Source organism: Rhizobium sp. NPDC090279 (genome assembly GCF_044769665.1).
In the GTDB taxonomy this organism is placed as follows: Bacteria; Pseudomonadota; Alphaproteobacteria; order Rhizobiales; family Rhizobiaceae; genus Rhizobium.
Genome location: NZ_JBIVYI010000001.1, coordinates 339,564 through 354,687 on the forward strand (window position 1 = coordinate 339,564; position 15,124 = coordinate 354,687).

The 15,124-nt window shown below is 60.3% G+C and carries 13 protein-coding genes; 4 read left to right on the forward strand and 9 right to left on the reverse strand.

Features of this window, described 5'->3' with window-relative positions; all coding sequences use genetic code 11:
• Nucleotides 1–135: 135 nt before the first annotated feature.
• The 6 genes from ACIQWP_RS01595 to ACIQWP_RS01620 form a co-directional block, all read right to left on the reverse strand.
• The gene (locus tag ACIQWP_RS01595; RefSeq protein ID WP_402781319.1) at nucleotides 136–1,203 is read right to left on the reverse strand and encodes an ABC transporter ATP-binding protein; all 1,068 of its coding nucleotides are present in this window, start codon (nucleotides 1,201–1,203) and stop codon (nucleotides 136–138) included.
• A gap of 30 nt (nucleotides 1,204–1,233) precedes the next feature.
• Nucleotides 1,234–2,088: a carbohydrate ABC transporter permease gene (locus tag ACIQWP_RS01600; RefSeq protein WP_402781322.1), complete on the reverse strand. Its 855-nt coding sequence runs from the start codon at nucleotides 2,086–2,088 to the stop codon at nucleotides 1,234–1,236.
• A complete protein-coding gene (locus ACIQWP_RS01605) occupies nucleotides 2,078–2,983 on the reverse strand; it encodes a carbohydrate ABC transporter permease (RefSeq protein ID WP_402782702.1) in 906 nt (301 codons plus the stop codon). Before ACIQWP_RS01605 ends, ACIQWP_RS01600 begins: the two co-directional genes overlap by 11 nt.
• A 96-nt stretch (nucleotides 2,984–3,079) precedes the next feature.
• On the reverse strand, nucleotides 3,080–4,294 hold the full coding sequence (locus ACIQWP_RS01610; protein WP_402781325.1) for an ABC transporter substrate-binding protein: 1,215 nt from the start codon (nucleotides 4,292–4,294) through the stop codon (nucleotides 3,080–3,082).
• Nucleotides 4,295–4,380: 86 nt separating this feature from the next.
• The gene (locus ACIQWP_RS01615) at nucleotides 4,381–5,166 is read right to left on the reverse strand and encodes a DUF4037 domain-containing protein (protein WP_402781328.1); all 786 of its coding nucleotides are present in this window, start codon (nucleotides 5,164–5,166) and stop codon (nucleotides 4,381–4,383) included.
• A gap of 33 nt (nucleotides 5,167–5,199) precedes the next feature.
• A complete protein-coding gene (locus ACIQWP_RS01620; protein ID WP_402781331.1) occupies nucleotides 5,200–6,519 on the reverse strand; it encodes an alpha-L-fucosidase in 1,320 nt (439 codons plus the stop codon).
• A gap of 203 nt (nucleotides 6,520–6,722) precedes the next feature.
• On the opposite strand from ACIQWP_RS01620, the gene ACIQWP_RS01625 reads away from it, so the two are divergent.
• Nucleotides 6,723–7,730 carry a LacI family DNA-binding transcriptional regulator gene (locus ACIQWP_RS01625; RefSeq protein ID WP_402781334.1) on the forward strand — a complete coding sequence of 336 codons (1,008 nt, stop codon included), beginning with the start codon at nucleotides 6,723–6,725 and terminating at the stop codon, nucleotides 7,728–7,730.
• Nucleotides 7,731–7,776: 46 nt separating this feature from the next.
• On the opposite strand, the gene ACIQWP_RS01630 is transcribed toward ACIQWP_RS01625, so the two are convergent.
• The 3 genes from ACIQWP_RS01630 to ACIQWP_RS01640 are packed head-to-tail and all read right to left on the reverse strand — an operon-like array spanning nucleotide 7,777 to nucleotide 11,127.
• A complete protein-coding gene (locus ACIQWP_RS01630) occupies nucleotides 7,777–8,931 on the reverse strand; it encodes an ABC transporter permease (RefSeq protein WP_402781336.1) in 1,155 nt (384 codons plus the stop codon).
• A complete protein-coding gene (locus ACIQWP_RS01635) occupies nucleotides 8,928–10,145 on the reverse strand; it encodes an ABC transporter permease (RefSeq protein WP_402781339.1) in 1,218 nt (405 codons plus the stop codon). The genes ACIQWP_RS01630 and ACIQWP_RS01635 overlap by 4 nt, the downstream gene beginning before the upstream one ends.
• Before the next feature lies 1 nt (nucleotide 10,146).
• Nucleotides 10,147–11,127, reverse strand: coding sequence for an HlyD family secretion protein (locus ACIQWP_RS01640; protein WP_402781341.1), 981 nt, complete (start codon nucleotides 11,125–11,127; stop codon nucleotides 10,147–10,149).
• Between the two features lie 451 nt (nucleotides 11,128–11,578).
• Here ACIQWP_RS01640 and ACIQWP_RS01645 point away from each other — a divergent pair, with 451 nt between their 5' ends.
• Genes ACIQWP_RS01645 through ACIQWP_RS01655 form a run of 3 tightly spaced genes read left to right on the forward strand, consistent with a single transcriptional unit; the run spans nucleotide 11,579 to nucleotide 14,982 of the window.
• Nucleotides 11,579–12,262, forward strand: coding sequence for a response regulator (locus tag ACIQWP_RS01645; RefSeq protein ID WP_402781343.1), 684 nt, complete (start codon nucleotides 11,579–11,581; stop codon nucleotides 12,260–12,262).
• The gene (locus ACIQWP_RS01650; protein ID WP_402781346.1) at nucleotides 12,262–13,527 is read left to right on the forward strand and encodes an ATP-binding protein; all 1,266 of its coding nucleotides are present in this window, start codon (nucleotides 12,262–12,264) and stop codon (nucleotides 13,525–13,527) included. The genes ACIQWP_RS01645 and ACIQWP_RS01650 overlap by 1 nt, the downstream gene beginning before the upstream one ends.
• Before the next feature lie 27 nt (nucleotides 13,528–13,554).
• On the forward strand, nucleotides 13,555–14,982 hold the full coding sequence (locus ACIQWP_RS01655) for an efflux transporter outer membrane subunit (protein ID WP_402781349.1): 1,428 nt from the start codon (nucleotides 13,555–13,557) through the stop codon (nucleotides 14,980–14,982).
• Nucleotides 14,983–15,124 lie beyond the last annotated feature (142 nt).

Below are 15,124 nucleotides of genomic sequence, written 5' to 3' on the forward strand. Positions count from 1 at the left end.
TTTCTCTCCAGGCTATTCAAAACGTGCCCTGTCTTTAGGCCGGACTTCGGCTCATGGCTAGGTTTTGAAACCCAAAAGCGCTGCAGACAGAAGATTTTATCCGCTGCAGCAGACCGGAGAATGAAGGTCCTATAGTCAATGCAGGCGCTGGCCGTTCGATGGATCGAACAGATGTGCCTTCGCCGGATCGATCCTGAGCTGGATCGGCTGGCCGGGAGACACCGAAGGTCGGTCCCTGACGGCGGCCACGATGGATTGAGCGCCGGCCTGCAATTGCAGATGCGTGTCCGAGCCAGTCGGCTCGATGATGATGACTTTGGCCTGCACGCCAGCGGCATCGACGGCGATGTGTTCCGGACGGATACCAAGCTGGAGAGATCGGCCGAGATAGCGGCGGGCGCTTTCCGGCAGCGGCCAATGCAGATTTTCGGCGTCCTGCAGCCCCAAGCTCCCGTTCCGGTCGGCGACTGTGCCATCTATGAAGTTCATCGACGGCGATCCGATGAAGCCGGCGACGAAGCTGTTGGCCGGTGCATCGTAGATTTCGAGCGGCGAGCCGATTTGTTCGATATGGCCGCCACGCATGACGACGATACGGTCGGCCATGGTCATGGCTTCCATCTGGTCATGGGTGACATAGACCATGGTGGTGCCGAGCCGCTGGTGCAGCGTCTTGATCTCAGTGCGCATCTGAACGCGCAGCTTTGCGTCGAGGTTGGACAGCGGCTCGTCGAACAGGAAAACCGCCGGGTTGCGGACGATGGCGCGGCCCATCGCCACACGCTGGCGTTGTCCGCCGGACAATTGCCGGGGATAGCGATCGAGGAGGGCGGCGAGATCGAGGATCGCGGCTGCATCGTTTACTTTCTGCTCGATCTCCTGCCTGCTGCGGCGCGCGAGCTTCAGCGAAAAGGCCATGTTGTCGCGCACGGTCATGTGCGGATAGAGCGCATAGGACTGGAACACCATGGCGATATCGCGCTCGTTGGGTTCGAGATCGTTGACGATGCGGTCGCCGATTTCGATCTCGCCGTTGCTGATACCTTCCAGCCCGGCGATCATGCGCAGCAAGGTGGATTTTCCGCAGCCCGAAGGTCCAACAAGCACCATGAACTCGCCGTCCTGTGCGGCGACGGAGACGCCATGCAACACTTCGAGCGCGCCGTAGCGTTTGATGGCGTTGCGAATGGTCAGTTTCGCCATTGATTTGCTCCTAAGGTGTCGGGCGACGCTTCAGCGCCCGCCCATGCCCGCGTTGAGGGCGATGCTGTTGTAGATGAGCTTCTGCAGGATGATCGCAAGGAAGATGCCTGGAAGCATGGAAAGGGTGGCGCCGGCCATCAGGTAGTTCCACTGCGTGCCCTGCTGCGTCTGGAACATGGTGAGGCCGACGGGTAGCGTGGCATTGTCGGCGCCGGTCATCACGATCAGCGGCCAGAGGAAATTGTTCCACTGCCCGATGAAGGTGAAGAGCGACAGAAGCCCGATCGCCGGCATGGACAGCGGCACGATGATGCTGACGAGGATGCGCAGACGCGACGCGCCGTCGATCCATGCTGCCTCCTCAAGCTCCATCGGGATGGAGAGGAAAAACTGCCGCATCAGGAACGCGCCGAAGGTGCCGAAGGAGATCGGCAGGATCACGCCGGGGAAGGTGTTGACCAGACCGAGCTTGTTGACGATCAGAAACAGCGGAATGATCAGCATCAGCGGCGGCACCATCAGCGTGCCAATATAGCCGAGCAACAGCGTTTCGCGTCCTCGGAACTTCAGCCGGGCGAAGGCATAGCCGGACAGGCAGGAGACGACGACGGTGATCGCTGTGACGCAAATGGCGATGATGGCGCTGTTCAGGAAGAAGCGACCAAAGGGCAGCTGGGTCCAGGCCGCGGCGAAATTACCCCATTCGAAGACCTCCGGCAGGATGCGCGGCGGTATCGCCGTCACCTCGGCATTGGAACGTACGGCATTCGAGATCATCCAGAAGAAGGGAAAGAGGAAGGCGAGTGCGACGAGCGCAAGGGCAGCGTGGTTGATGATATCGAGCACCAGCTTGCGGCGTGCTCTGCTTTCGGATCTAGGCGTCATAATGCACCCATTTGCGCTGGAACCAGAATTGCAGGGCGGTCAGTGCCATAATCAGCGCGAACATCACCCAGGCGATGGCCGAGGCATAGCCCATCTGAAAGTTCTGAAAGCCGCGTTGGTAGATGGCGTAGCCGAGCGTCGCCGTCGACGATCCCGGCCCGCCCTTGGTCATGACGTAGATCTGGTCGAAGACCTGCAGCGAGGTGATCGCCGTCATCACCGTGCCGAAGAACAGCGTCGGCGAGATCAGCGGCAGGCGAATTTTCCAGAACCGATCCCAGGCTGTCGCGCCGTCGATCCGCGCCGCTTCGAGGTAGGTCGCCGGCACCATGTCGAGAGCGGCGTTGAAGAGAACCGTATTGTAACCGACGCCGGCCCAGATCGAGGTGAGGACGACCGCCTGCATGGCAAGCGTACGATCGTTGAGAACGCCGGCGAAGGGTAGGGACAGTGCAGCCATCAGGCTGTCGAAAAGGCCGCCGCTCGTGAAGATCAGCATCCAGACCATGGCAACGGCGATGAGAGGGGTGAAGGTCGGAAGAAAGAAGATCACGCGGAACCAGCGCTGCCCGATCTTCAGGCTCGAAATCCAGGTCGCCAGCCCGAGCGAGATGACGATATTGAGCACCAGATACTCGACCGTGAAGAAGATCGTGTTGCGCATGACCGTCCAGAATTGCGGGTCGGTCGTAAACAGGCGCACATAGTTGGAGAAGCCGACGAAGCGCGGCGTGCCGAGCAGCTGCCAATTCGTGAAGCTGAGCGCGATCGAGGCGAGGATCGGCAGGACGAGGAAAAGGACGATGCCGATCAGGCCCGGCAACAGAAAGAACAGGGCCGTCCATCCCTCGCCTCTAAACCATTTGCGCGAGCGTGGCCTTGGTCTTGCGATCATGTCGGTGTGCTTGCCCAGCATCATGGGCCTCTCCTTTTCGGCAAGGGCGCTGCGGTCGAGCCTATGGCCCGACCGCAGACCGGCCGGGTGCCTGGCTTATGGTAGCTGGCTCTGAATGTCGCTCAAGACACCTTCTGGTTTCGAGTCCCCCGTCAGTGCCAGCGGCACATATTGCATCACCAGATTCTCGAACTGGTTCCATTTCTCGTTTATGCGGAACGGTGTGGTGTGGGCGAACATATATTCCAGCGTGTCGCGCGTGCCGGCAACATTCTTGGCCGCGCCGTCATACCAGGAGGTCTGCTGCGCAAGCCGCGCCGGCAGCGCCCGCCCGGCCGAACCGAGGATTTCGGCAGCCTTCGGACCCGTCAGCACCTGCAGTGCCTTGAAGGCGGCATCCTTGTGCTGACTGCTGGCGGAAATGCCCCAGCCCGAACCGGCTGTGATGAAGCGTGACGGGCCCGCGCCGCGCGGCAGCGGTGCAATGCCGATCTTGAAATTGACATTGGCCTGCCCGGTAATCAGCGACCAGGGGCCGTCGATATACATGGCGACATTGCCCGAGGCGAAGCGGCCGCTTGCGGCGGAAGCGTCGGCAGCGGAAGCAAAGACCGGCGAGAGTTTTTCTTTGGCGGTGAGGTCGGCATATTTGCTGAACGCATCGACAAAGCCGGCATTGGTCAGGTCGAATTCGTTGTCGGCATTGAAATAGTCGGCGCCGAGCGCGACGGGGCCGGCGATGAAATCGAAGGCCTGGGTGCCGTATCCGTAGGTTCCGTCCTTCGTCAGCGCCTTGGCGTCGGCCTTGAAATCGTCGAAGGTCCAGTCCTTGGCGGGCTCCTTCAAGCCGGCGGCGGCGAATTTGTCGCGATTGTAGAAGACCATCCACGGGCCGACATCGTAGGGCAGCGCGTAAAGCTTACCGTCTTGCGAAAGGCCGGACATGATCGACGTCTCGAAGTCCGCCACCTTCACGTCGCTGCTCTTCACATAATCGTCGAGCGGCGTCAGGATCGAATAGAAATTCGGCAGTCGCATCGACTGCATCGAGACGATATCGGCGACCTGCCCCGATGCCGCCAGAACTGGCAGGCGCGTCCAGTAATCCGTCCAGCCCGAAAGCTGCAGCTTGACCTTGATATCGGGATATTGCTTGTTGACGAGGTCGGCTAGCTGTTGCCAGAGTTCTGCATCGTTCGGCTGACCCCACATCTGCCAGGTAAGGGTCACGGGGGCATCCTGCGCCTGCGCGCCAATGCCGGGCAGTGAACTCGCCGCAAGGGCGGCGGCGAAAATCAATGAACGTTTCATGATGGTTCCTCCTCCTTAATGATTTTGACTGCAGTGACGTTCATCACTATCCGGACGCTCCCCTCCGGTTTGGTTTTGTGGCCCGTTCAGGCCGCGATCATGGCCTCCAGGTCGGCGATGAGGCCGATCAATTCCGTTCGCTGGCGCTGCCATCTATCCAGGCCGTGTCCCGGCTCCAGAATGACAGTCATCCGCTGGAGGAAGTCGGGCGGCAGCCGCTCCAGTTCGGCCGCCATCGGCAGGTTCCAGCCGTCGCCAGGATAATAGACCCGGTTGAAGGCAAAGACCGTCTGCAGGATGGCGTTGGCAAGCTTGCCCGTCAGCCCGACAAGAAAGACGAGATCGCGGCGAACGACTTTGCTCTCATAATGATAATCCCTGGCCCAATAGCGCAGAATATCCATGTATTGGCGGAGGACGGAGGCCCTCAGCGCTTCTGGATACTGCGCCAGCTGCTGCTTCCAGCCAGCCAGCAAACCCCGTGGATCGGCGATGATCTGCTGGCTGGCAAGATCGGTCGGCAGGTGATAGCCCCAGATCGTCCATTCGAAGCTCTTGGGCACGATGATGCCGGCAAGCCAGGAGTCCAGATCGCGCTGGACGCCAGCATATCGCCGCATCCAGACGCCATCCATGCGGATGCCCTCTGCCTGCAAGCCCCGCAGCGCGGTATCGAAACGCCGCCACGCCGTGGTTTGGCGCGCCTCCGGCCCCCGATAGGCATCGGCATAGACCCGGAAGTCGAAATCCGATTGCGCATCCGACCATCCCTTGCCGCGCGATCCGGCAAGCGCGACGGCGCCATTGCCGTCTTCGGCCAGATCGGCGATCAATGGGGTCATCGCGGCAATGAGTTCGGCTTCACGGCTCATGACGGCACCGGCTGCTGGGTTCCACGATCTCCTTTAGTCCTTGAGGATCAGCTCGATGACCGGCGTCACGACGTCAGGTTTCAGAACCGGCAGTTCGAGCGTCAGGATACCCTCGCCGACTGCAACGCCGATATTGGAATCGACCTCGGCATCCGGATCGAGCCAATGGAGTTCGCTGGCATCGTGCAGGAACTGCGCATATTTCACCTTGCGCCCCAATCCTTCAATGTGGATGTGGCGGAACGGCCAGGTCTGGATGTGCAGATAGAGCCGGTTGCCCTTCTGGGTGAAACGGCAACCGTTCGGTGCCTTATGTGTGGAAGGACCGGCGCCATAGATCGCGCGGCCGTTCAGCCGCATCCATTCGCCGTAGGTGTCGAGCGCCTTGATGGCGCGGGCGTCGAAGGTGCCGCGACCGGTCGGGCCGACATTCATCAACAGATTGCCGCCGAGAGACACCGTGTCGATCAGGATGTTGATGAGCTGGCCGGCATCCTTCCAGGTCGTCTCGTCGCGATAGTAGCCCCAGGAGCCGCTGAAGGTGTGGCAGGCTTCCCAGCGTACCGGCAGGCCCGCGACGGTCGGAGCGACGCGTGGCGTATACTGTTCCGGCGTGACGAGATCGGGCATGTGATCGGCGTCGCGCGGCAGGTCGAGGCGGTCGCCGACGATGATGTCGGGCTGCAGCTGGCGCACCAGCTTCATCAGGTCTTCGCTCTCCCAATCGGCGCGGCCCTTGCCGGGCAGGCCCTTGTAAACGCGGCGGGGATAGCTGAAGTCGAACCAGATCACATCGATCTTGCCGAAGTTTGTCAGAAGCTCGGTCACCTGGTCGCGCATGTATTTCGCGTAACGCTTGACGTCGCGGCCCTCATTGAGCTTGGCAGCATCGGGATGGTTGCGCTGCGGATGATGCGCGTCGATCGGAAAATCCGGATGATGCCAATCGAGCAAGGAATAGTAGAAGCCGACCTTCAGCCCTTCGGCGCGAAGCGCTTCGACATAAGGCCCGATCAGATCCTTGCCGTAGGGCGTGTTGGTGACCTTGTAGTCGGTGACCTTGCTGTCCCAGAGGCAGAAGCCCTCATGGTGTTTGGCGGTGAGAACGACATATTTCATGCCGGCTTCGCGGGCGCGGCGTGCCCATTCGCGGGCGTCGTAAAGGTCGGGATCGAAGTTGTCGAAATACTTCTGATAGGCTTCGGTGGTGAATTCCTCGCGATTCTTCAGCCATTCATGGCGTGCGCCGAGGGCGTAAAGTCCGAAGTGGATGAACATGCCGAAGCGGTCGTGTCCAAACCATGTCTTGCCATCGGCCACATTCTGGCCGCCACTGATCGCTGCGTCGCTCACACTATCCTCCCAAGGGTTGCGGCTTCATCGAACCGGTTCGATTTAATCATCGATCTACTTGCCTTATATGTCAAGTGTGCTGTTGAAATCTCTTTCCGCATATTGCTTCATGGCCGACAAATGTTAGATTTATGACAGCGATTCATCGAAGGAAGCACCTTCGATCGGAAAGCCAAAGGCGATAGAAACGGTTCGAAAAATTCATGGCCACAATTCGCGACGTCGCCAAACTCGCCGATGTATCCGTTTCGACGGTATCGCTGGCCTTGAGCAATCCGGCGCGTGTCAGCCAGAAGACGCTGGAGAAAATTCGCCAGGCGATTGCCGCTGTCGGCTTCGTTGCCGATCCGCTTGCGCAAAGTCTGGCGCGCGGGCGGAGCCGCATGATCGGCTTCGTCGTCGGCAATGTCGGCAATCCGTTTTTCGGGGATATCCGGCGCGAGCTGGAAAATTATGCGCTCGACCACCAGCATTTCGTCGTCGTCACCGACTCCTCCGGCAAGACGGATCGCGAGAGGGCGATGGTCGAGCATCTGATCGGCCTCAAGACCGCAGGGCTTGCGCTTGCGCCTTCGGGCTACGACCGGGATTATCTCGACTTCATCGCTGGCCTGAACGTGCCGATCGTCTGCTTCGACCAGAAGGTCGCCGGCATCGAGCGTGATTTCGTCGGCTCGGACAACTATCTCGCCGGCGCGATGCTGACGGAGCATCTCTTGCAGCTCGGCCACCGGCGCATCGCCTTCATCACCGGGCCGAGCCACATGCACACGGCAACCGAGCGATATCGCGGTTTTGCCGAGACCATGGCCAATGCCGGCATCGAGGTGAACCAGAATTTCATCGTCGATGGGCAGTTCACGCGCACGGCCGGCTATGAGGCGGCCATGCGCCTGCTGATCCAGCCCGAGCGCCCGACCGCGATCCTCGGCGCCAACAACACCGTGGCGCTCTCGGCGCTGCAGGCCATGCAGGAGCTGGGCTTCCGCTGTCCCGAAGACATCTCGCTTGCCATGATCGACAACGTACAATGGAGCTCGGTCATCACGCCGCGCATCACGATGGTGGTGCAGGACACGCTGGCGCTCGGCAGCATCATCGCAAGGCGCCTGATGCAGCGCATCGCCAGTCCGCAGGGCGCGGTCGAGCCGCCACAGGATTTCGTGCTGACGCCAAAATTCGTCCCTGGCAATTCCTGCCGGAGGATTTAGGGCTTCCGCGCGGCATGTCGTGGAAGGCACCGTTGCCGGACATCCCTTAGGCCTTGGCAGCCAGGCGCCGCCTGCTTCTGCTTTCAAGCAGAATGGCGATGGCGACATAGACGGCCGCCAATATCCACAGCGTCAGAAACGCCTGGCGAACATAGGGAAGGGGAGCGCCGAGCTGCGAAACGGCAACGATGCCGTTGATGGCCGAGGTACTCGGCAACACCGTTGCGATGGCGTGCAGGAAGGGCGGCATTGCCTCGATCGGCCATGAAAAGCCGGCGAGGAAGAGAAAGGGTATGCCGAGCGCGGCGGAGACGAGCTGCACCGTTAGAGGACTGCGGAAGAGGCTGGCGATAACCAGCCCCAGAGCGCTGACGGCAAGCACGAAGGGGAGTGCGAAAGTGAAGATCGAGAGCGGCGTGCCGAGACGCGGGATATTATAAAGATAGGGGATGACGATCAGGTAGAAGGGCGCGACAACCGCCTCGAGGATCAGGTAGGCCAGCAGCTTTCCGGCAACGACGGAAATCGGTCCGATCGAGGCCGCCGGCCCGGTCCTCAGTGCATCGTTCCTGTAGGTGCCGAGCAATCCGACGCCGATGAGCAATGTCTGCTGCATGATGAGAATGAAGGCGGCCGGCAGGATGTAGGTCGCGTATCCTCCCTGCGGATTGAAGAGCGGCACGGTGGTCAAGGGCATGGGGTCCGAGGCTGCGGCGGCAATCCTGGGATCGACCTTGGCGGCAATCAATCTTGCCGTTTCGACCTCCGCTCCCATGGTCTTTGCAACGGCGCTCACGCCGCCGGATATGCGCTGGTAGATCAGGAAATAGCTGGCATCGGCATAAAGCGCGACGGGCGACTGCCGGTTATGCAAAAGATCGCGCTCGAAATATTGCGGGATGACGAGAATGCCAAAGAGATTGCGGGCATGGACCTCGCGCTCAGCGCTCGCCTGATCCGGAAGGACGGCGGCGACCGCGACATCCGCCGAGGCATCGACGCGTCGGGCAAGCTCGCGGCTGCTGTTCGTGCCGTCGAGATCGACGACGGCAATCGGCACATGGCGCAAGGCTTCCGTGCGGTAGGGTTGCGGATAGAAGGCGGCATAGATGAGGGTGGCGATGATCAATACCGAAAAGGCCGGTTTCAGGGTGAGGACGCGGCCAAGCTCGATACGGCAGACGGTGAGAACTGACTTCATCCCGCGACCCTCCCGTCCGCGGTCGCCCGCTCCACATGGCGTTGCCGCCGTGCCCGGATCACTTCCAGGCGCAATGCCGTCAGGCTTGCAAGCAGAAGCACCATGAAGAGCAGTACGACAATCGGCTTCCAGGAGAGATCGAGCGGCGTGCCGCGGATGGTCTGGTCGATGCGCGCCATCAGATACCAGGTGCCGGGTATGATCTGCCCCCAGTAATAGGCAAAGTCATTCATGCCGATACGCGGGAAGCCAATCCCCATGAAGCCGAAGGCAGGCGCCATCAATAGCGTTCCGATGCTGATGGCGCTCGCCATCGGCCTAATCAACAGAGCCAGCAGCACGCCGATGAACTGGTCGGCAAGGATAAACAGGATGCCGGCGAGCACCAGCAGATAGCGATCACCGCGCAGCGGCATGCCCAGGAAGCCGAAAAGAACCCAGTCCGCTATGCCGAGAACCACCAGGAACAGCAGCATATAGGGAAGGATCTTGCCAGCCATCGCCGGCCACAATCCTCCGCCGAGACGTCTCAGGATGCGCAGGCGATGCGTCGTTTCGACATCAAGCCCGACGGCATAGGCCATCGTCGTCACGATGATGACCTGCAACACGCTCGGCAGCAGAGCGGCGAGCAGAAAATGCGCATAGTTGAGCGTCGGGTTGAAGAGCGGATTGACCTGGACTGGTATGGGCGCGAGCGCCTCTTCGGCAGCGTCGACCGGCTGGCCTTCGGCGGTTCTGAGCGACAGGCGGATGCCGGCCGCAACGGAGGGAACCGCGGCGCTGACACCGCGCAGCGTCAGATTGCCTGTCGTCATCGTCTGGGTGTTGTAGAAGAAGACGACTTCGGGGCGGCGACCGGAAAGGACATCGCGCTCAAGATGGAGCGGCAGCATCAACAGGCCATGCACCTGGCCGGACAGGATCAGCCGCTTGCCCTCCGTGAGGTCGCTCACATTGCGGAAGACGGCGGTATCCGGCGTGGCGTCGACCGTGCGGATGATCGTTCGCGAAAGATCGGTGTTGTCGAGATCGAGCACGGCGATCGGCAGCCGCGTGGCGAGGCCGGCACTGAAGACGGTTGCCAGCACTCCCATCAGGAGAAGAGGCAGGATGGTCGTGAGGAACAGCAGGAAGGGACGGCGCCAGAGACGATCGAATTCCCTTCTGAAAACCGTCAGGAAGCCGGGGCGCAACCGCCCTTTCGCCATCATGTCAATGCCCCGCCGGCGGCCAGGACGCAATGACGCTCATGCCGGGACGCAGGCCCTGTATCGGCTGGACCGGGGTTGCCCGTACCTCGAAGGTACGAAGGTCGAAATCGCCCGTCGCCCGCGTGGCGCGCCAGGTCGCATATTGTCCCTGGGCATTGATCACGGTCGTCTTGACGGTGATCTTGCTGTCGCCGAGCGCCGGCACGGTGACGTCAAAATTGTCGCCAACCTTGAGGCCCTTCAGCAGGTCCTCGCGAAGATTGAAGGTGAACCACGGGTTCTGCAGGTCGATGAGCGAGAAGATCGGCGCGCCTGCCGAAAAATTCTCGCCGAGTTCGGCGACGCGTGTGGTCACCTGCCCTGAAATCGGTGCGACGATGGTCAATTCATGAACATCCGTCTGCTGCTGGTTGAGCGAAGCTTTTGATTGCTCGACCTGCGTCGCTGCGAGCGCCTTTTCTTCCTTACTGGCGCCGGCGACGGCGAGCTGGAGATCGGCCTGAGCCGACTCGCGCTTGCGAATGGCGGCTTCGAGGTTCCGGGTCGTTTCGTCGACGCGCGATTGGGTCGATGCCCCGGTCGTAATCAACTTTGCCTGACGATCCGAGTCTTCCTGATAGAGCCTGACGTCGGCATCCGCCGCTGCCAGCTCGGCCTGGCGCGCCGCGATGGTTTCCGGCCTGGTGCTGTTGACCCTGACGAGATCCGCCTCGGCAACGGCAAGTGCGGCCTCCGACATATGAAGTGCAGCCGTCAGCTGCGGGCTTTCGAGTTCCGCGATGACGGTGCCCCGTTCGACATTGTCGCCGACGTCGGCGTTCAATTTCGCCACACGGCCCGAGACTCGCGGGCTGATGTCGACGCGGTTGGCGGATACTTCACCTTGAACGATAAGTGGTGGCGGCCTTGTGGCAAACCATAGAAGGACAGCAAGTCCAGCGAGGATCACGATGCCAATCAGAACACGAACCATGCGCCACATTCAGTCGCCTCCCACTCCGGTTTTCGAGACGTATGCAACATCGCAACGACCATCGCCCTGCTCGGAAATTGATCGGCGCCAAGGGATCTTGCCCATCATCCGGCTGCATTTCGACGGCGGCTGCTGCGTGGACTGTAGCAGAGGAAAATGACAAAAGCACTTGCCTTTGAAGGGCTTGCTCCAGCCGCGACTAAGATGGAGATACGCGCCCCGCCCGCGGAACTGAAAGAGAAACCGGCAAAGCCGGCAGCATGCTTCGAAGCCGTAGCCGCGTCGCGGCGAAGACCTGTCGAGACGATCGCATTTCAAGCAAAATGCCCTCGGCGGCGGATCGATCGCTCATACCAGACGGTGACCAGCTCAACTGGTTGCCAGTGTAAAGTTGTGTAAAAATTCTTCCGATCGCCGTTGCAGGGTGTAAGCCTGCCGGAAAGTGCGAGTGGAATTCGATATGCCGAAGATACTCTTGATCGATGATGACACGGAACTGACCACTCTTTTGAGTGAATATCTCTCGCAAGAGGGCTTTCAGGTCGAGACTTCGGATGACGGCTATCTAGGAACTGCCGACGCGATCGAGCACTCCGCTGATATCATCGTCCTCGACATCATGATGCCGCGCATGAATGGGATTGACGTCTTGCAGCTCATTCGTCAGGTCAGCAGCGTGCCGGTGTTGATGCTGACCGCCATAGGCGACGATGCCGATCGGATATCCGGCCTCAATCTCGGTGCCGACGACTATGTGACCAAGCCTTGTTCGCCCGGCGAACTGGTTGCGCGGATTCGCGCAATCCTCCGGCGGACCGGAAGCAAGCTCAAGGGCGAGAGCACCCTGGAGATCGGCGGTCTGATCCTGTATTCGACCAGTCGCACCGCGCGCTGGCACGGCAGCGCGCTGGAGCTGACCGGCGCCGAATTCAACATCCTGGAAGTGCTTTCCCGCAGCGCGGGTCAACTGGTCTCGAAGCAGGATATTTCGCGCCGCGCCTTCGGTCGTCCTCTGACGCCGTTCGATCGCCGTATCGATGTCCATATCAGCAGCGTTCGCCACAAGCTCGGCACGCGTGCCGACGGCACATCATGGATACGGTCGGTGCGCGGCCAGGGATATCAGCTCGTGCAGGAGCCATGATGCAAAAGCTCTTCTGGCGAATATTCGTGATCGTCTGGCTGACGATGGCTTGTTCGATCGCCCTGCTCTTCGCGATAAGCTACGCTTTCAAGCTCTTCCCCTTTCCGATCGAGGTACACAACCAGCAGGTATCGTTCGCGCTGGACGTCGCCGCCCGCCTGCTCGCGACGGATGGCCCCGAGAGTGCGGAAAAATTTGTCGCAACCGCATTGCAGGCACCCCAGCCGATCAAGCTCAACCTTGCCGCGATCGGTGATGCTCAAGTCTGCTCCGTGGGAGCCGAGGGTGCCTATGAAAGATATGTGGTCAATCGGGGACGTTGCTTTCTCATCAACGGGGAGGCGATGAGGGTCGCATTTCTTTCGCGGAACCTGCCGCGGCTCGTCCCATGGCTATCGGCAATGCTGGCGGCGGCCGCAGCGGCTTATTGGCTTGCCCGCTACCTGACGAGGCCCGTTGCTCAATTGCGGAATGGGCTTCGAGCATTGGCCCAAGGTCGTTTCGACATCAGAATCGGAAACGAGGAGGATCGAAAGCGTGACGAGATTGCGGCTCTTGCCGATGATTTCAACATGACGGCGGCTCGCCTTCAGGAGTTTCAGGAGGTGCAGCGGCGGCTGTTTCATGATGTGTCCCACGAGTTGCGGTCTCCGCTATCGAGGCTCCAGGCCGCGCTCGGAGTTCTCCATCAAAACCCCACGCGCCTGGAGGCGATGATAGAACGCCTCGAACGCGAGATCGCAAAGATGGACGATCTCGTCGGCGAAATCCTCACCATGGCGAGGCTGACGGCAACCGGCAAGGAGCCGCTGGAACGGCAGACCCTCGATCTGATCGATCTCGTGCGTGAGATCGTCGACGACAGCCTGTTCGAAGCCTCTCCGAACAATATTTCCGTATTCTATAGCGGCGTTGAATCCTTCGTGACATCAGTCAATGGCGAGCTGATCTACAGAGCCATTGAAAATGTCGTTCGCAACGCCGTCAAATATTCACCGTCGAATTCGCATGTTCGCGTGTGGAGCGAAAGGACGGGGCAATCCTTCTGTCTCAATGTCAAAGACGAAGGTCCCGGGATTCCCGAGGTCGCGCTCGATGCGATGTTCCAGCCGTTCAAACGTGGAAACAATCTGTCTGCGACGGCTATGGGCTTTGGTCTCGGCCTGTCGATCACCAAGCGTGCCTTCGAGCGCCATGGAGGGCAAGTCGAAGCCCAGCCGGCCGAGGGCGGCGGGCTGCTGGTCCGCATGACATTGCCTGTCTAACGAACGATTTCATTGAAAGTCTGATCCATGTTGAATTATCGCAGCGTAGTCGGTTCCTCGTTTCTTGCCGCAACGGCCGCCCTTTCCGGATGTGTGGTTGAACCGGCAGGTCCGCCGGTGGCGGAAACGCCGAAGGCCTTTGTCGGCGCGATACCCAATTCGAAAGCCAGGGATGTCTCCAAGGATTGGTGGCTCGCTTTCGGCGATTCCAGGCTTACGAGCCTGGTTGAGACCGGCGAGACCAACAATCCCGAACTGCGGCAGGCCCAGGCTCGCATCGAGCAGGCAAAGGCGAAGGTCGATCTTGCGGCTGCAAGCCTGTTGCCGAGCGTTTCCGGCGGTGTCGGCGCTTCGCGCGGCAATCCCTATGGGATCGGAACCAGCTCGGGAGGCTATGGAACAGCATCGGGAAGCTGGCTCGTCGATATATTCGGCGGCACGCGCGCACAGAAACGCGCCGCGGAGGCGCGCTACGAAGCGGCGGTGTCCGATGCCGAAGACACGCGGCTGACGGTGCTTTCCTCCATTGCCTCCACCTATGTGGACGTGCGCTACTACCAAGAGCGCATTGCGCTGGCGAAGAGGACCGTGGACAACAGAAAGCACAATCTCTCGCTGATGCGCGACAGCGAGGGCGCGGGCGAAAGCAGCCAGCTGCAGCTCGTTCAAGCCGAGCAGCTCGTTGCGAGAGCCGAAGCCGACATCCCTTCCCTGGAGGTCGATCTGGAGAATTCCATCGACAGTCTCGCCAATCTGACCGGATCGCCCGTTGCGCAGCTGCGATCGCAACTTCTCGCGTCGGCGGGTCAGCCGAAACCGAGGTACAAGGTCGGGGTTGGAATTCCCGCGGACGTGGTCAGAAATCGCCCCGACGTGCGCAGGGCCGAGGACAATTTCGTCGCCGCAGCCGAAAATGTCGGCGTGGCCAAGGTTGCATTCTATCCATCCCTCCAGCTGAGCGGCTATTTGACGCCAACCGCCGTCGTCAACGCACCTAATGTCAATATCTGGAACATGGCTGCCAATTTCACAGCCCCGATATTCGACGGCGGTGCGAACAAGGCCAATCTGGCCTACGCGAATGGTCAGCTGCAGGAAGCCAAGGGTGCTTGGCAAGCGGCCGTCCTGAATGGCGTTACAGATGTCGAGAAGGCGCTCGCCGCCTATGACAGAGATTCTCGCAACCTCGCCGCCCAGGACAAGCTCGTCGCAACATCGGGAGAAGCCCTGCGGCTTGGTCGGGTAAACTTCCAGCTGGGTGCGGGCGTATTCTTCAATATTCTCGATGCCGAACGCGATTATCTGGATGCACAACAGAACCAGGCGCAGGCAGTGAGGGATCAGGCCGATCACTATATCGCATTATGCAAGGCAGCACCTGCGGGAGAGAATGATGATAGTGGAGTACAGACGCTATCCCAATCATCGTCAAAGACTGCACGTAAGACAGGATGACCAATTGAGACAACGGATGTAAAAGCTGAGGTGCTATAATCGATACAATAATTAATGCATCAATATTATCAGAAACATTCGTAACAAAATTCCGTCATCGATGTGGTGACTGATAGATATTCTGCTTGTCCCCCACAATGCA